Origin of the sequence: Aeromonas sp. S16(2024) (assembly GCF_041403065.1) — a bacterium.
Taxonomy (GTDB): domain Bacteria; phylum Pseudomonadota; class Gammaproteobacteria; order Enterobacterales; family Aeromonadaceae; genus Aeromonas.
Window position 1 is genome coordinate 35,221 of record NZ_JBGLQX010000015.1, and the last position, 18,936, is coordinate 54,156.

Below are 18,936 nucleotides of genomic sequence, written 5' to 3' on the forward strand. Positions count from 1 at the left end.
CATGGTCATGACGTTATCTCCCCTTTGGGCACGCGGTACATCTTGGGCGAGGTGCCGAGTGCCTGCTTGTAGCGATAGGTGGTCTCCTTCACCAGCCGTTTGGCGATGGGGCTGTCCGGGTCATCCAGATTGCCGAACACCAGCGCCTTGGTGGGGCAGGATTCCACGCATGCCGGCTCCTTGCCCGCCGCCAGGTTGGTCTTGCGGCAAAAGTCGCACTTATCGGCAACCTTGGTCACAGGGTTGATAAAGCGCACCTGATAGGGGCAGGCGGCCAGACAGTACATGCAGCCGACGCAGAGATCCGGGTCCACATCGACGATGCCATCCTCCTTGCGGATATGGGAGGCACCGGTCGGGCAGACGTGTACACAGGGAGCGTTGTCGCAGTGCTGGCAGGACTTGCGAAAGAAGTGGTACTCGGCATCGGGAAATTCTCCGATGGGGCCCGTGCGGATGATCTCGAGGCGCGAGACTCCTTCCGGCACCTGGTTCACCTCCCGGCAGGCATCCATGCAGGCGGTACAGCCGATGCAGGCCGTCTCGTCATGGATCATGCCAAAGCGCACTCCGTCTATGGTCTGGCTGTGGGCGAGGATGGCCGCGCCGGCGCGGGTGTTGGCACGAACAGTCCCCGTCATCATGATAAGGGCCCCCGCGCTTATCCCCGCCATGAAGTCACGACGAGAGCAGCTCATGGTGCCTCCTTGCTCACGCTCGCCTGCTGAGCGGTTGCCTTGGCCTCATGCTGCTTGCTGTGGCAATCGACGCAGAGCTTGATGCGGGATTTTTCCGGGATCCCCGCCATGGGCTCCTTGGTCGGGTGCAGCGCATGGCAGCTGGTGCAGGTGAGCCTGGTGGCGTGCACGTCGTGGGCCCAGAGCGCCTCGCGCAGCGGTTTGGGCTCGTGGCAGCTCATGCAGACCCCGTTCTGCTCGGCGATGGGGTAGCTCTCGGTACTCTGTTTGTTATTGAAGCTGTCGCTAAAGCGCATCACGTCCTTGACCCCTTCCCTATGCTGGGGGGAGGGCTGGCCGTGGCAGTTGGTGCAGGTGACCGGCGCCAGGTTGTTGGGATTGGTCGCCTGACCATGCTTGCCGTGCATCCCCTCGCTCTGCTCCTTGTGGCAGTCGGTGCAGGCCTTGTCGGGGCTGCGCAGAAATTCCACTTCATGCGTCGCGGGCAGGGCGGCGGGGGCGTTCGTCGCCACATCGGCGGCCTGGCCCTGCAGGCTGGTCAGCAGCATGGCCGCCATCAGCATCAGTCGTAAGAAATCCATCGTTAAATCACCCATAGGAAGCCTCCATCCGGCTGCGGGCCCGACACTGCGGGCCCGCATGCCTCGTCACTGTGCCAGCCGTCCGGCTGCCTTGGCCTCGGCATCCCAGGCGGGGACCGTGGTCTTGAGGAACTGGGCCTTGTCGCTGTTCATCTGCTTCATGTCCATGCCAAGGGCGGCCTGGGCCTTCTCCTTGCTGGAGATATCAGGAATGGCGATTTCCTGGCTGATCCCCTTGGCGGCCAAGAGGCGTGCCAGCTTGGTGCGGGCATCGGCGGCTTTATCCAGAGCTGTGCCCAGCATGCGCAGCGCCACTTCTGGGGCGTGCATCTGCACCCCGTGGGAGGCGATGGAGAAGTCCCAGCGCCATTGGGCGTGGCGGATGTCCTGCTGAATGTCCTTCATCTCGGCCTCGGTGGCGCCGGCATCCCAGGCCGCCTTGGCCTCGAAGTGGGCGTGCACCAGCTGCTTCTCGACTTTGAGTTTGATCTCGGTCACCGCATCCTTGCGCTGCTGGACTATGCCTTGCAGCATCTCCTTGCTCTGGGTGTGGCAGTTGCGGCAGGTTTGCTCGAAGCGATCGAAGGGGTTGCCCACCTTGTGATCCGTGTAGACCTTGCCCTGTTCGTTTTGCACCTTGGGCATGTGGCAGTCGACGCAGGCGACATTGTTCTGGCCGTGAATGCCTGCGCGCCAGGTCTCGTATTCAGGGTGCTGGGCCTTGAGCATGGGGGTCTTGGAGAGGGCGTGGGTCCAGTCGGCGAAACCAATCTCGTCGTAGTACTGCTCCATCTGCTCAACCGTGGTGCCCTTGTCCCAGGGGAATTTCACCGCCTTGGTGGGGCCATTGAAGTAGTACTCCACGTGGCACTGGCCACACACCTGGGATTGCTGATCGAAACGACCCTGCTCCTTGAACGGCTTGCCGATGGCGGTCATGGCGCGGTCGGCATAGGGACGGGAGAGGTGCAGGGCGGGTTTGCCCTCCTTGAACTCTTTCGACGCCGTGTCGTGGCAGTCGGCGCAGCCGATGGTGTTGACGATCTCCGGTCCGCCTTTTGCCCACATCCCCTTGAAGTAGCCATCCTCACCCTTTTCGTCGATGACGCGGGCCACGTCCGGGCCCTTGCAGCTCCAGCAAGCCATCGGCAGGGGGCCATCTTCGGCGGTCTTGGGGGCGCCGGTGCGCAGGGTTTCCCGCACATCGGTCAGGGCATAGAAGTGGCCGCGGGGCTTGTTGTAATCCTTGGAGAAGGGGTAGCCGGCCCAGAGCACCACCATCTGCGGATCGTCCGCCAGGGCGTCGGTGCGCTCCCGGCTCTCGCTGGTGCCTTTCCAACTGCTGAACTGATCGGCGTGATCCTTGGCGAACAGCTCGCTGCGCGCCTCTATCTTGCCCTCGGTGGCTGCCTCGTCTGCCTGCGCCAGCATGCTGGTGCCCAGCAGGGCAGTCAGCAGCAGGGCGGCCAGACCCGGCCGAAATGGCTTGTTATGTGAACCCACGGTCATCACTCCCAGATAAATTGTCCATGCCGAGCCTGACCGTTCCATCTTGGTGTGTGGACATCTGTGCCCATGGGCATGGCAGGCCGATTAATTGTTATGACTGCATATAAAATGATTTTTATGCACTTGCTCGTGGAGATAATACCAAATAGGTAAAATAGATAATTATTTATCCCTGTGGGAGTTGCGCTAGATCAATTGGCATGGGGGGCTAATGCAAAAAGTGAGATCCAGGTTGAATTATTGAGCCCAATCTAGCGGTTATCCCCATACTTTCCCCTTGATGATGCACTGCGGCTGGCCATTGCCTCGGGTGGAAAGAGGAATGACAGAGAGCGAGAGAACAATGGGATGGTTTCTTGGGCATGGGGCGCCCCCAAACATAATCGAATACTTATTCTTTATTCGTGCTTGGCATGGGCGCCTCGCCTTCCCCTGGTGACATCATGGGGAGGCAGGGTGGGCGCAGGCAGGTCAGAAGCTGTCGTATGAATGGGTGCCAATAGGGTTATATTCTTAATTTCAGGCGAAAAATTGAACTTATATCCTGAGATATTCAGTAAATGGCAGCGCTTTGTTGAATTTAATAGGATGTTTTAGGGGATTTACTTTCGATATTTTCGAAAATGACGAAGGGATCTGTGCCGATAGAGAGGGTAAAATAGCCGCCTGTCACGGTGATGTCCTGTACTCTTATGGGACTGATCTGTCTGTGTTTACCTGTTGGAGTATGTATGGCTGAGCTGCGAATAGAGAAACCGACTCTTGTTACCCAGGTAGAGGGTGCCGTGTTTGTGATGAATACCGACGGCTCCTTGCACCCTGCCACCCTGGGGATGCAGCTGCAGCCGGGGATGCGCCTGCTCACCGAGGGGGGTGGACGGTTCGAGCTGGCCGATCCCGCCGGTGAGACCCCCGACGTCGGTCAACCCGTGCCGGCGCAAGTAGAAGACGGCGCGGATCTGGCTCCCGAGCTGGCCAGTCTGCAGGACGCCATCCGTCAGGGTGCCGACCCGACAGCGCTGTTTGAGGAGACCGCAGCCGGTAACGCGGCAGCCGGCACTGTCGGTGGCGTGGCAGGATCCAGCGCCAGCGGCTTCGTGGTGGTGGACAGAGACAACGGCGCCACCCTGGCGGAGTCAGGCTTTGATACCGATCATCAGGGAGCCCTGCCGGGTAACGAACTGCTCTATTCGGAAGATCAGGATCTCCTGGCGGCCATCACCATCACCGAGCCCCAGACTGATGACAACATCATCAACGCCGACGAGGCGACTGGCGTCATCATTCGCGGCTTCGTCGAGGACGTCGAGGTGGGCCAGACGGTGACCGTCACCCTGATCGATCAGGATGGCAACCGTCTTACTACCACCACAGTGGTGCTGTCGGGCTTCGTCTGGGAGGCCAACTTCGGTGATGTGACCGGCAAGCTGGTGGACGGCCCCCTGACCATACAGGCCGATACCCAGGATGCGGCCGGCAACCGGGCCAGCGACACCGGTCAGACCCTGCTCGACACCATCACCACCATCACCCTGGATCTCACCGACGAGAGCGACACCGGCGCCAGCCAGGTGGACGATCTGACCCGCGACACCACGCCGCTGCTGCAAGGCAAGGGAGAGCCCGGCGCCACCGTCACCCTGAGTCTCGGCGGCAAGGTGCTGACCGTGCTCACCGTGGATGGCAACGGCAACTGGCAGTACCAGATCCCCGATACCCTGGCCGATAGCGCCTATGATTTTCGCGTCGATTCGGTGGACATCGCCGGTAACCGTGCCAGCGACACCCTGACCGTCACCGTGGACACCCGTGCCGGCATCGACATCGACGATCTCGACACCCAGAGCCTGCTGGGCCAGGGCAATGTCACCCTGAGCGGCAGCACCACAGAGGTGGAAGCTGGCCAGCGCGTCACCATCACCCTCATCGGCCAGAACGGCCAGACCCTCTACAGCGGCAGCGCCCTGGTGGGCAGCGACGGTCGCTGGCAGCTCAATGGCCTGGATCTCTCCGGCATTCAAGGCCCCTTCGAGGTACGTGCCGAGGTGACGGATCTGGCGGGGAACCGGGTAATCGACGGCGCCCCCCTCATCGGCCAGAGCGATACCCTGACCCTGTCCGAGGCGGATCTGGCCAAGGGCCCGGTGAGCGCCACCGGCTCCCTGCACACGGGGGCGGGTCTGGACGGCAACCTGCAGGTGAGTTTCGGCGCCGATCAGAGCGCCCTCGAGCAGCTCGGCCTCACCAGCCAGGGCGCGGCCCTCGGCTACCAGATAAGCGGCCAGACCCTGACCGCGAGCGCGGGGGGCGTCACCGTCTTCACCCTGACCCTGGCCAATGACGGCAGCTATCGCATCGTCTGGAACCAGAGTCTGGATCACGGCCAGGAGAGCCAGAGCCTGCCGTTCTCCCTTGAATACCGCGACAGCGACGGGGATCTGGTGAGTGCCAATCTCACCGTCAAGCTGGTGGACAGCACGCCGCCGGACTTCACCATAGCCCCCATCTCGCTCACGGAAGATGGCTTCACCCAGCAGGGCGCCGTGGTGGGTCAGAGCGAGTTCGTGGTCGGCCACCAGGCCGATCCCCTGCTGGCTGACTCCCTCGCCTTTGCCGATCAGGGGGCGACGCTCACTCGCCTGAACGGCAGCGGGCTCAGCAGCGACGGCCATGTGCTCAGCTTCGAATTCAGCGGCGCTCGCCTGCTGACCGGTTTTTACATCGATGATCAGGGCAATCGCATTGACGTGATCAAGGCCGAGCTGACCGCCAGCCAAAATGGCAGCGATATCGATGGCAAGGTCACCGTCTCGCTCAATGGCCCCCTGGATCACCAGGGCAGCGACCAGCTCTCCTTGGGGCTCACAGTCTCTGCCAAGGAGATAGACGGTGACGAGACCCGCGCCGATCTGGTGGTCGCCATCAACGACGGCGTGGATCCGAGCCTTGGCATCGACACTGGCATCAGCCTGCAGGAAGGGGCCGCCGGTCAGACCCTGGATGGCCAGCTACCGGTCAATGTGGGCAGCGATCGTCTGGTGTCCCTCAACTTCGAGGCAAGCCAGCCCGGCCTGGATAATCTGACCAGGGGCGGCAAGCCGACCAGCTATCAGGTCAATGGCAACCAGATCACCCTGCTGGATGCGGGCGGCAAGACGGTGCTGACCGTGACCCTGGATCTGGACGGCAAATATCACGTGCAGCTCGACGGCGTGCTGGATCAACCGGTCAATACCAACAGCGTCAACCTGGGGCTGCAGGTGCAGGGCACCGATTTTGACGGGGACAAGAGCAACCTCGGCACCTTGAATATCCAGATCACCGACGGCGCCCTGCCGAGCGTGGACGACGTCTCCCTGAGTCTGGTGGAAGACAGCGACTGGAGCGCGGGCCAGACCCTGTCCGGTGATCTGAACATCACCGCCGGCAGCGATCCCCTTGCCAGCATCAGCTTCGATGCCAGCCAGCCTGGCCTGCAGGGGCTCACCAGCGGCGGCCAGCCGGTGGTCATCAGCATCAGCGGCAACAGCATCAGCGGCGCCGTCAACGGCCAGAATGTCTTTACCCTCACGCTTGATCAGAGAGGTCACTACGTCTTCACCCTGAACCAACCGCTGGATCAGGGCAGTGCGGACAGCCTGCTGAAGGCGGGCTTTACCCTCACCGACAGCGATGGGGATACCGTGTCCTCTTCCCTGAGCGTCACCATCGGCGATGGCGCCAACCCGGTGATCAGCGCCGTGACCGGCACCAGCCTGACCGAGTCCAACCAGGGCGACGCCGCCGTGGTGGGCAATATGAGCTTCACCGTGAACCACGGATCTGATGCCCTGTCCCCCGACAGCCTCAGGTTCGATATCAACGCCATCCAGCAGAGCCTGGACGGCAAGTACAGCAGCCACGGCAGCCCGGTCACCTTCACCCTGGACGCCAATGGGGATCTGGTGGGCACCAGCGCGGACGGCCGCGAGGTGCTGCGCGCCGAGCTGGATCTGGTGGACAACAACGGCAACTGGAGCGTCACGGCCAAGGTTGTTTTAAGCGCCGAGCTGGATCATCAGGGCAACGAGTCTTTGGATCTGCCGCTCACCGTCACCCTGACCGACAAGGACGGGGACAGGGTCTCCACCCAGTTGCCGCTGAGCATCAAGGATGGCAATGCGCCGGGGTTTGTGGCGGGCAGCGGGGTAAGCCTCAACGAAGGGGATCTCGACGGGCAGGCGCCCCTGACCGGTACCGGCCACTTCGACATCCATGCGGGCTCGGATCGGGTGAGTGAGGTGTCGTTCGCCGACATCGCAGAGCAACCGGCCCTGACCGCCCTGGGCCAGAGCGTGAAATACGAACTGGTGGACGGCGATGCCAGCATCCCGGGCAACCAGATCCTCAAGGGCTATGTGGAAGTGAACGGGGGGCGGATCGAGGTGCTGCAGGTCGAAATCAGCGGCAAGCTCGACAACGCCGCCAGCAATGGCTTCGACTACAAGGTGACCCTGTTCGAGGGGGTGCACCAGGCCAATGGCAGCAGCACCGAGCTGCCGTTCAAGATCAATGTCGTCGACAGCGACAAGGGGGCGGGCAACAACGACACCACCTCGGGCACCCTCAACATCAGCATCAGCGAGGGGAGTAATCCCGTCATTACACTGACCGGCGTCACCCTGACCGAGGGGCGCTTCGATGGCACCGGCAGCAACCAGACCACGGACGATCAGCAGGCCACCGGCACCCTGACCATCACCGCGGATTCGGATCCCGTGGTGGATGTGCGCCTGACCCTGAGTGGTCAAGTTGTGGATGCCAGCGGCAAGGCCATCACCCACAACGGCGAGACCCTGACCTGGCAGGAGGTGCAGGGTAGCAAGGGTCACAGCTTCCAGGGGGTGACCGCGAGCGGCACCCTGGTGCTGAGCGTCACCCTGCCGAGCGTGCCGGGCAGCATAGCGGCCCACAGCACGGCGACCCTGGATTACCAGGTGACGGTGCACACCAACCTGGATCACGGGGTGGATGACAAGCTCAACCTGACCCTGCCGGTACAAGTGACCGACAGCGACGGCTCGGTGATCACCGGCAGCACCACGGCAGTGATCACGGATGCCGCCGACCCGAGCCTTGGCATCGACACTGGCATCAGCCTGCAGGAAGGGGCCGCCGGTCAGACCCTGGATGGCCAACTGCCGGTCAATGTGGGCAGCGATCGTCTGGTGTCCCTCAACTTCGAGGCGAGCCAGCCCGGCCTGGATAATCTGACCAGCGGCGGCAAGCTGACCAGCTATCAGGTCAATGGCAACCAGATCACCCTGCTGGATGCGGGCGGTAAGACGGTGCTGACCGTGACCCTGGACTTGGACGGCAAATATCACGTGCAGCTCGACGGCGTGCTGGATCAGCCGGTGGACAGCAACAGCGTCAACCTGGGGCTGCAGGTGCAGGGCACCGACTTTGACGGGGACAAGAGCAACCTCGGCACCTTGAATATCCAGATCACCGACGGCGTCCTGCCGAGCGTGGACGACGTCTCCCTGAATCTGGTGGAAGACAGCGACTGGAGCACGGCCCAGACCCTGTCCGGTGATCTGAACATCACCGCCGGCAGCGATCCCCTTGCCAGCATCAGCTTCGATGCCAGCCAGCCTGACCTGCAGGGACTCACCAGCGGCGGCCAGCCGGTTGTCATCAGCATCAGCGGCAACAGCATCAGCGGTAGCGTCAACGGCCAGAATGTCTTTACCCTGACCCTGGATCAAAAGGGCCACTATGTCTTTACCCTGAACCAGCCGCTGGATCAGGGCAGTGCGGACAGCCTGCTGAAGGCGGGCTTTACCCTCACCGACAGCGATGGGGACAAAGTCTCCTCTTCTTTAAGCGTCACCATCGGCGATGGGGCCAATCCGGTGATCAGCGCCGTGACCGGCACCAGCCTGACCGAGGCCAACCAAGGCGACGCCGCCGTGGTGGGCAATATGAGCTTCACCGTGAGTCACGGCTCCGATGCCCTGGCCCCCGACAGCCTCAAGTTCGATATCGCGGCCATTCAAAGCAGCCTGGACGGCAAGTACAGCAGCCACGGCAGCCCGGTCACCTTCACCCTGGATGCCAATGGGGATCTGGTGGGCACCAGCGCGGACGGCCGCGAGGTACTGCGCGCCGAGCTTGATCTGGTGGACAACAACGGCAACTGGAGCGTCACAGCCAAGGTTGTTTTAAGCGCCGAGCTGGATCATCAGGGCAACGAGTCTTTGGATCTGCCGCTCACCGTCACCCTGACCGACAAGGATGGGGACAGGGTCTCCACCCAGTTGCCGCTCACCATCAAGGATGGCAATGCGCCCGGCTTTGTGGCGGGCAGTGGGGTGAGCCTGGATGAGGGCAACCTCGATGGCAGCAATACCTTGACGGGCACAGGCGATTTCACCGTGGACGCTGGCTCGGATCGGGTGAGCGAGGTCTCCTTTGCGGATGTGAACGAGCAGCCGGCCCTGACTGCACTCGGCCAGAGTGTGAAATACGAACTGGTGGACGGCGATGCCGGCATCCCGGGCAACCAGATCCTCAAGGGCTATGTGGAAGTGAACGGGGGGCGGGTCGAGGTGCTGCAGGTCGAAATCAGCGGCAAGCTCGACAACGCCGCCAGCAATGGCTTCGACTACAAGGTGACCCTGTTCGAGGGGGTGCACCAGGCCAATGGCAGCAGCACCGAGCTGCCGTTCAAAGTCAATGTCGTCGACAGCGACAAGGGGGCGGGCAACAACGACAGCACCTCGGGTACCCTCAACATCAGCATCAGCGAGGGGAGCAATCCCGTCATTACACTGACCGGCGTCACCCTGACCGAGGGGCGCTTCGATGGGGCCGGCAGCAACCAGACAGCCGATGACCAGCAGGCCACCGGCACCCTCACCATCAAGGCGGATTCGGATCCCGTGGTGGATGTGCGCCTGACCCTGAGTGGTCAAGTTGTGGATGCCAGCGGCAAGGCCATCACCCACAATGGCGAGACCCTGACCTGGCAGCAGGTGTCGGGCAGCAACGGCCACAGCTTCCAGGGGGTGACCGCGAGCGGCACCCTGGTGCTGAGCGTCACCCTGCCGAGCGTGCCGGGCAGCATAGCGGCCCACAGCTCGGCGACCCTGGATTACCAGGTCACTGTGCACACCAACCTGGATCATGGCGCCGACGACAAGCTCAACCTGACCCTGCCGGTACAAGTGACCGACAGCGATGGCTCGGTGATCACCGGCAATACCACGGCAGTGATCGCCGATGCAGCTGACCCCAGCCTTGGCATCGACACTGGCATCAGCCTGCAGGAAGGGGCCGCCGGTCAGACCCTGGATGGCCAACTGCCGGTCAATGTGGGCAGCGATCGTCTGGTGTCCCTCAACTTCGAGGCGAGCCAGCCCGGCCTGGATGGTCTCACCAGCGGCGGCAAGCCGACCAGCTATCAGGTCAATGGCAATGTCATCACCCTGCTGGATGCGGGTGGCAAGACGGTGCTGACCGTGACCCTGGATTTGGACGGCAAATATCACGTGCAGCTCGACGGCGTGCTGGATCAACCGGTCAATACCAACAGCGTCAACCTGGGGCTGCAGGTGCAGGGCACCGATTTTGACGGGGACAAGAGCAACCTCGGCACCCTCAATATCCAGATCACCGACGGCGCCTTGCCCCAGGTCGACCCCGTTTCCCTCACCCTGACGGAAGACAGCGACTGGAGCGCCGGTCAGACCCTGACAGGGGATCTCGATATCACCGCCGGCAGCGATCCCCTTGCCAGCATCAGCTTCGATGCCAGCCAGCCTAGCCTGCAGGGACTCACCAGCGGCGGCCAGCCGGTGGTCATCAGCATCAGCGGCAACAGCATCAGCGGTGCCGTCAACGGCCAGAATGTCTTCACTCTGACGCTGGATCAGAAAGGTCACTACGTCTTTACCCTCAACCAGCCGCTGGATCAGGGCAGTGCGGACAGCCTGCTGAAGGCGGGCTTTACCCTCACCGACAGCGATGGGGACAAAGTCTCCTCTTCCTTGAGCGTCACCATCGGCGATGGGGCCAATCCGGTGATCAGCGCCGTGACCGGCACCAGCCTGACCGAGGCCAACCAAGGCGACGCCGCCGTGGTGGGCAATATGAGCTTCACCGTGAGTCACGGCTCCGATGCCCTGGCCCCCGACAGCCTCAAGTTCGATATCGCGGCCATTCAAAGCAGCCTGGACGGCAAGTACAGCAGCCACGGCAGCCCGGTCACCTTCACCCTGGACGCCAATGGGGATCTGGTGGGCACCAGCGCGGACGGCCGCGAGGTGCTGCGCGCCGAGCTGGATCTGGTGGACAACAACGGCAACTGGAGCGTCACGGCCAAGGTTGTTTTAAGCGCCGAGCTGGATCACCAGGGCAACGAGTCTTTGGAGCTGCCGCTGACCGTGACCCTGACCGACAAGGACGGGGACAGGGTCTCCACCCAGTTGCCGCTGACCATCAAGGACGGCAATGCGCCCGGCTTTGTGGCTGGCCCCGGCGTCAATCTGGATGAGCGTGGGCTCGATGGCAGCAATACCCTGACGGGCACAGGCCACTTCACCGTGGACGCAGGCTCGGATCGGGTGAGCGAGGTGTCGTTCGCCGATATCGCGGAGCAACCGGCCCTGACTGCACTCGGTCAGAGCGTGAAATACGAACTGGTGGACGGCGATGCCAGCATCCCGGGCAACCAGATCCTCAAGGGCTATGTGGAAGTGAACGGGGGGCGGGTCGAGGTGCTGCAGGTCGAAATCAGCGGCAAGCTCGACAACGCCGCCAGCAACGGCTTCGACTACAAGGTGACCCTGTTCGAGGGGGTACACCAGGCCAATGGCAGCAGCACCGAGCTGCCGTTCAAGATCAATGTCGTCGACAGCGACAAGGGGGCGGGCAACAACGACAGCATCTCGGGCACCCTCAACATCAGCATTGCGGAAGGGGACAAACCGACCCTCAGCCTCACCGGGGTGACCCTGAATGAAGGGCGCTTCGATGGCGCCGCGAATAACCAGACAGGCGATGATCAGCAGGCCACCGGCACCCTGACCATCACCGCAGATTCGGATCCCGTGGTGGACGTGCGCCTGACCCTGAGTGGTCAAGTTGTGGATGCGAGCGGCAAGGCCATCACCCACAACGGCGAGACCCTGACCTGGCAGGAGGTGCCGGGCAGCAACGGTCACAGCTTCCAGGGGGTGACCGCGAGCGGCACCCTGGTGCTGAGCGTCACCCTGCCGAGCGTGCCGGGCAGCATAGCGGCCCACAGCACGGCGACCCTGGATTACAAGGTCACTGTGCACACCAACCTGGATCACGGCGCCGACGACAAGCTCAACCTGACCCTGCCGGTACAAGTGACCGACAGCGATGGCTCTGTGATCACCGGCAATACCACTGCGGTGATCACCGATGCGGCTAACCCCGTGATCAGCTCCATCGGGAGTGTCACCGTCAATGAGTCGGATCTCAATGGTGGCACTGGTCAGCACGGGGGCACCAACCCTGCGGGTACAGGGGATAAAGCCACCGGGCAGGTGGTCATCGATGCGGGTAGCGACAAGGTGGTGGCCCTGCAACTGGATGTGGCCCGCTTCAACGCCCTCAACCAACTCAGCTCCGGGGGCAAGGCCGTCAGCATCAGCGCCGACAGCCAGCCGGGTGTCTATCTTGGCAAGGACAGCGGGGGCAAGCTCATCTTCAAGCTGACCCTGGATGTCTCCGGCCGTTATACCTTCGAACTGACCGGCAATCTGGATCACAGTGCTCAGGGCGATGATCTGCTGGATATCCAGCTGCCGTTGCAGGCCCTGGACAGCGATGGGGATCTCAGCGGCGAGGTGATAGGTCACGTCAGCGTGCGGGACGATGTGCCCGAGGCGGTGGATGCCGGCAAGACCCTGAACCAGGGGGCGAAAGTGAGCGGCGATCTGCTGGCTACCGCCAGCGAGGGGGCCGACGATGCGGTGGTGAGATCGGTCACCATCAATGGGGTCGAGCACCCCATCGCCGCCAGCGGCAACACCACTATTGCGGTCACAGACAGCACTGGACAGACCATAGGCACCCTGGTGATCAACGCCGAGGGGAATTACAGCTTCACCGCTCGGTCGGATATAGATCACAGCAACAACACCCTGGTGCAGAAGATCGATTTCCACCTGGTGGACGGGGATGGGGATACCGGTGATGGAGTGCTGACCCTGACCATCAGGGATGAGGCTGGTCTCCTTAACGTGACTGCTGCGACCGGGCAGGAAGATGAGGGGGCGCTGGATCCAAGCCAGGGCATTCCCATCGCCATGAACCTGGACATAGGCGACTATGATCGGGGCGAGTTCGTCGAGAAAATGCTTATCCAGGCGCCGGCCAATGCCCAGGGCACCTTCTACTACAACGGGGTGGCGCTCACGACTGTGACTCAGGGTGGCAAGACCTGGTATCAGGTGCCGCCAGCGGCCATGGTGACCAGCGACAACGAGCACTATCAGACCCAGGGGCTCACCTTCGTACCCGCTCACGACTATTCGAGCTACAACGATGGCGGCAGCCCGCTTCGCTTCCCGGTGCAGCTACAAGTCGGTGTCACCGAGGGAGACAAGCCCTCGGTGCTCAAGGGCAACCTGGACATCACTGTGCAGGGCATTGCCGACAAGCCGCTCTGGGATGGGGCGAGCACCCACCAGCACTACAGCACCAATGAAGACAGCAGCGGCGTTGCCCTCAATGTGCAGGCCAGGCTCACCGACTACATCGATGGCTCAGAGACCCTGAGCTACCAGATCAAGTGGGCATCCGGCGAGGGCAGCCTGACCCTGAACGGCAAGGTGCTCACACCCGATGCAAACGGCCTGGTGACCGTTTCTGCAGGGGAGATCAACAAGATCACTGTCGTGCCCGGCAAGGACTACAGCGGTGACATCAAGCTGGTCGTGACCCCGATCAGTACCGAGAAAGCCCCCGTGGTCACCGGCCATGAGACGGCCCTTGGGGACCCCATCGAGCTCATCATCAACGTCAACCCGCTGGCGGATGACGCCAAGCTGACGGTGCGCGACATCCAGGGCAAGGAAGACAGCCTGCTGGATCTGGGCAGCAAGATAGTGCTCGCCCATCTGGGGGATACCGCAGATGGCTCCGAGCAGATGTTCGTACGCATCAGCGGCCTGCCCGCCGGAGCCACCCTCTGGCTCGGCGGTGTGGCGGTCGCCCAGGATGTGAACGGTTATCACGAGGTGCCCTATGATCGCATCGGCGAGCTCAAGCTCGAGCCGCCCAAGGACAGCAACGTCGACTTCGATCTCGGCATCCAGGGGGTGGTAAAAGATACAGCCACCCTGACCGATGCCAATGGTTATCCCCATACGGTGGTCAACGAGAAGGTGACCGGCAGCCAGAACCTGCATGTGGATCTGGTGGGGGTGGTGGATGAGCCTCACTTCAATCTGGACAGCAGCGGCTGGACCCAGGATGGCAAGGGCTACACCACCACCATAGGGGAAGATGGCAAGGCGCCGCTGAACTTCAAGCTCGAATCGGGTGAGACGGCGCACGATGGTTCCGAAACCCTCAACCTGGTGCTGGAAGGCTTGCCGGAAGGGGCCAAGGTGCTCGATATCGATGGCAAGGAGCTCACCCTGACCTTCGCCGGGCTCGATGGCAAGGGCAACCCCCTCTATCAGGTCGACGTCTCGAGTCTGGGCAACCTGAAGATCCAGCCGCCCCCCAACAGCACCGCCGACATCCACCTCATCGGCCATGTGGTGGTGACCGAGAACGACGGGGATCACCAGCGTTTCGACGTACCGCTCACCATCAAGGTGGAGCCCGCGATCGACGCCGGCGACTATGCCAAGACCAGCCATGGCCTGGAGGATGAGTTCGTGGTGCTCGACTGGCAGCCGGACCTGACCGACGGCGCAGAACAGGTGACTCACCTCAGTCTCTCCGGCATAGAGCCCGGTTACGAGATCTGGATCCGGGTGGGCGGGGTCGAGACTCAGCTCAATGTGAACGGCGAGAAGGTGGAGTTGAGCGATGCGGATCTGAAGAGCCTGCTCGGCGGCGGTCAGCTGCTGGTCAAAGCACCACAAGACAGCGACAGGGACACCACCATCCAGAGCCATGTCACCGTGACTCAGAAGGATGTGGATTCCAATGTTGTAGTCAGCAAAGAGGTCAATGGTCAGCTGCATGTGGATATCCAGGCCGTGGTGGAGCCTGATGGTCAGTTACAGGTAGACAACCCTGTCTTGTTGGGTTTCCTCGATCAGCCGGTAGATCTGGTAGGGGCTTTCAGTTTTGAAGATCTCGACCCCAGCAGCAGTGAGAGGATCGATTATCTGGTGATAAGCGGCCTGCCTGCGGGATTCGTTGTCAATGGTGGCATCAGTGATGGCAAGGGCAACTGGACTGTTCCGGCTGGCAATCTGGGCAATTACAGTTTGCAGGCGCCAGATGGCTTTACTGGCCGGGTTAATTTCACGGTCAGCGCTCGGATTCTGGACTACAGCGATGACGGAGATATCAGTGCCCCCGTGGTTCGCGAAATGCCCGTATCGGCAATCTTCATCTTTGCCAATGCGACCGATGAAAAAGCCGCTCAAATCATATTCCAACCTGCTGCCGTAGTCGGGGTTGAGGATCATGCTGTCGATCTCGGGGTTCAGCTCAAATCGCAGATTGTGATTGCGAGCCAGGACAGTAGCCACGATGAAGTGAGTATTGTCATCACAGGGCTCCCGCCGGGAGTCACTTTGCAGGGGCTCAATTACGACTTCGTCAATGGCGAATACCTTATCAAACTGCCGACCAGTCTGAGTGGTCTGGAGAATTTGACGCTGGGGTTACCCAGGGATTACGCCGGCACACTCAATCTGAACGTGCGAGTCGTTAATACCGATACTACCAGCGGCGATACCAAGCTGGTCGATAAGCAAGTCACTCTCTCCATTACTCCGGAAGTGGATATCAACGGTGGCCAGGATGGTCTGCCCGAGCTGCACCTGCAGGTGAAGGATGTGAACGGCGACGGCCAGCCGGACAACCTGGAAGACACCAAGAACCACCTCGATCTCTCGGTCAAACTCGCCGACATCAGCCCCTCGGTGGCCAACGGCGGTCTCGAGACGGTGGAGAAGGTAACCCTGACCGTCGATGCCCAGTATGGCCACTTCCTCGATGGCAACGGCAATCCCGTCCAGTCGCTGGTGGTGGATGCCAATGGCCTCAGAGATCTGGTGTTCGTGCCCAAAGAGCACTTCAGCGGTCAGGTGCCGCTGGGGATCAAGGTCGACATTCTGGACACCGCCACCACGGGCACGGATCGCGGCAGCTGGAGCGGTCAGGTGAGCTTCGAGGTGCTGCCGGTCAATGATCCGGCCAACCTCAAGGTGCAGGATGTGAGCGGCAACGAAGATGGCAGCGTCAATCTGGCGGGCCTGGGGGCGACCCTGGTCGACAATGATGGCTCCGAGCAGATAGTGGCGCTGCAGATCAAGGGCGTGCCGGACGGCTTCACCCTGTCGGCCCCGGCAGCCAACAACGGCGGTGGCGTCTGGCAGGTGCCTGTGGGCACCGATTTCTCCAAGCTGACCCTGATCCCGCCCGCGAACTTCAGCGGCAGCGTGGAGCTCACCCTGAGCGCCTTTACCCTGGACAAGGGGCTCACCCTGCCCCTCGAGACCAAGGGCAGCTTCACCGTCACCGTCAACCCGGTGGGGGATGCCATCATCGCCGACCTGCAGGACAAGGCGAGCGGCACCGAGGGGGATGTGATCACCCTCAATCTGGGGCTGGAGACCAAGGACACTCAGGCCACCGGCGGCAGCGCCAGCAACGTCCACGAGAACAAGCCCGAGCAGGTGCGGGTCACCCTGGAAGGGGTGCCCGATGGGGCAGAGATCCGTCTGCCGAGCGGGGTGGCCGGCACTGTGGTGGATCTTGGCGGTGGCCGCTGGCAGGTGACCACGGATGGCGGCAAGCTCGACGCCATCGAGCTGGTGACCAATGACGCCAACGGGGCCATGGACATCAAGGTAACGGCCCAGAGCCTGGACAACGGTGCCCTCGGCCCCGAGGTCAACGGCACCATCCATATCGATGTGAGCCCGGTCAACGACGCCCCCATCAACGTGCTGCCACAGGATCCCCAGGTGGCTCAGGAGGACAAGCCTTTCGTCATCCAGGGTCTGCAGGTGAAGGACGTGGACGCCGGCAACGGCATCATGGAGGTGCGTCTGTCGGTGGAGCACGGCACCCTCAACCTGCCGGCAGGGAGTGGCGTGACCGTGACCGGCAACGGCACCGGCTCCCTGGTGCTGACCGGCACCCTGGCGGATCTCAACGCTCTGCTCTCGGGCGGAGTCACCTATCAGGGCAATGCCGACTTCCACGGTGATGACAAGCTGACCATGGTGACGGATGACAGAGGCAACACCGGCAGCGGCGGCGCCCTGAGTGACACCGACGTGCTGCCCATCGAGGTGCAGCCGGTCAACGATGCGCCGGTCAACGTGCTGCCGGACACCCCTCAGGTGGCGCAGGAGGATACCCCCTTCGTCATCAAGGGCCTGCAGGTACAAGATGTGGATGCGGGCAGCAGCGCCATCGAGGTGCGTCTGTCGGTCCTGCACGGCACCCTGGTGCTGGCGGACGGCAGCGGGGTGACAGTGGTCGGTAGCGGCAGCGATACCCTGGTGCTGAGCGGATCGCAAGATGCCATCAATGCCCTGCTGGCGGGCGGCGTGACCTATCAGGGCGAGCAGGACTTCAATGGCCAGGATGCCCTGACCATGGTGACCAATGATCAGGGCAACACCGGCAGCGGTGGCGCCCTGGTCGACACAGACGTGCTGCCCATCGAGGTGGCGGCGGTCAACGATGCCCCTGTGCCCCTGGTGCCGGACGCCATGCAGGTGAAGGAAGATGGTTCACTGTCGCTCTCCGGGATCAGCGTCAAGGACGTGGATGCGGGCGGTGCGCCCATCTCCATGGTGCTGCGGGTCGAGCACGGCGTGCTGACCCTGCTCGGGGCGGCGGGCGCCGTCTCGGTGCAGGGGGCGGGCAGCAGCGAGATCACCCTGGTGGGCTCCCTTGATGATCTTAACAACCTGCTCAATGGCAACCTGCACTACGAGCCGGCCAAGGACTTCTGGGGAGAGGACAACCTGACCATCACCACCTCGGATCTGGGCAATACCGGGTCGGGTGGCGCGCTGAGCGACAGCGCCCAGATTGGCATTCAGGTGACCGCAGAGGCAGACGATCCCCAGCTCAGCCTGGGTACTCACGACATCCATACCCTGCAAGGGGCCTGGGTGCCGCTCAACCTGAGCGCCAGCGTGGTCAACCCGGCCCCGGGTGAACTCTCCATTCGCATCCAGAATCTGGGGAGCGCCCAGGTGGTGGACGAACACGGCCAGAACGTCGGCCACGCGGATGGCAACGACTGGTTGCTGCCGGGAGATCACTCCGTGCCCCTCTACCTCAGCGGTCTGACGACGGGGGATCATGCCCTGACCCTGAGTGCGGAATCCAGCGTGGGTGGCAGCACCCTGAGATCGGCCGAGGAGACCCTCAACATCCACAGCCAGAGCGGCCATGACCTGCTGGGCTCGGATCAGAGTGACTGGCTGTTTGGCTCCACCGGCGACGATCGCATCCTGGGCGGCCTGGGGGATGACGTGCTCCGGGGCGGTCAGGGCAACGACATCCTGACCGGTGGTGCGGGCAGCGATCTCTTCGTGTGGGGCAGTGGTGATGAGGGGACGGCGGCCTTGCCGGCCATCGACACCGTCACCGACTTCCACCCGGAGGAGGGGGACAAGCTAGATCTGGCGGACTTGCTCAAGGGGGTGACCGACAACAGCGTGGATGGCTTGCTGGGCCACCTCTCTGCGTCTGTGACCACGGGCCGCGCGGGCCTGAGCGATGTGAATCTCTCGGTCTCTCCGGCGGGGGATGGTCAGGTGACCCAGCAGATCACCCTGAAGGACGTGGATCTGAGCGGCTGGAACCTGAGCGGCTCCTCCTCTCACGACATACTGCAGTCCATGCTGGATCAGCACAGCCTGATCATCCAGCACCCTTGATGGGGCAGATGGCGGGACAAGGTGAATGAAAAG

General features: G+C 62.4%; 4 protein-coding genes. 1 reads left to right on the forward strand and 3 read right to left on the reverse strand.

Annotated features, from left to right (window positions below):
* Nucleotides 1-5: 5 nt before the first annotated feature.
* From ACB030_RS12670 to nrfA, 3 genes are read right to left on the reverse strand one after another with little or no spacing between them, the layout of a single operon-like run.
* The gene (locus tag ACB030_RS12670) at nucleotides 6-698 is read right to left on the reverse strand and encodes a 4Fe-4S dicluster domain-containing protein (protein ID WP_371160208.1); all 693 of its coding nucleotides are present in this window, start codon (nucleotides 696-698) and stop codon (nucleotides 6-8) included.
* Nucleotides 695-1,294: a cytochrome c nitrite reductase pentaheme subunit gene (gene nrfB / locus ACB030_RS12675; RefSeq protein WP_371160209.1), complete on the reverse strand. Its 600-nt coding sequence runs from the start codon at nucleotides 1,292-1,294 to the stop codon at nucleotides 695-697. Before nrfB ends, ACB030_RS12670 begins: the two co-directional genes overlap by 4 nt.
* Nucleotides 1,295-1,345: 51 nt before the next feature.
* Nucleotides 1,346-2,788 carry an ammonia-forming nitrite reductase cytochrome c552 subunit gene (gene nrfA, locus ACB030_RS12680; RefSeq protein ID WP_371160211.1) on the reverse strand — a complete coding sequence of 481 codons (1,443 nt, stop codon included), beginning with the start codon at nucleotides 2,786-2,788 and terminating at the stop codon, nucleotides 1,346-1,348.
* Between the two features lie 731 nt (nucleotides 2,789-3,519).
* On the opposite strand from nrfA, the gene ACB030_RS12685 reads away from it, so the two are divergent.
* Nucleotides 3,520-18,903: a retention module-containing protein gene (locus ACB030_RS12685; RefSeq protein WP_371160213.1), complete on the forward strand. Its 15,384-nt coding sequence runs from the start codon at nucleotides 3,520-3,522 to the stop codon at nucleotides 18,901-18,903.
* The last annotated feature ends 33 nt before the right edge of the window (nucleotides 18,904-18,936 follow it).

Bases quoted from the DNA above. Each gene is read 5' to 3' on its own strand.
- ACB030_RS12670 (WP_371160208.1), bottom strand. From the start codon at position 698: ATGAGCTGCTCTCGTCGTGACTTCATGGCGGGGATAAGCGCGGGGGCC.
- nrfB (WP_371160209.1), bottom strand. From the start codon at position 1,294: ATGGGTGATTTAACGATGGATTTCTTACGACTGATGCTGATGGCGGCC.
- nrfA (WP_371160211.1), bottom strand. From the start codon at position 2,788: ATGACCGTGGGTTCACATAACAAGCCATTTCGGCCGGGTCTGGCCGCC.
- ACB030_RS12685 (WP_371160213.1), top strand. From the start codon at position 3,520: ATGGCTGAGCTGCGAATAGAGAAACCGACTCTTGTTACCCAGGTAGAG.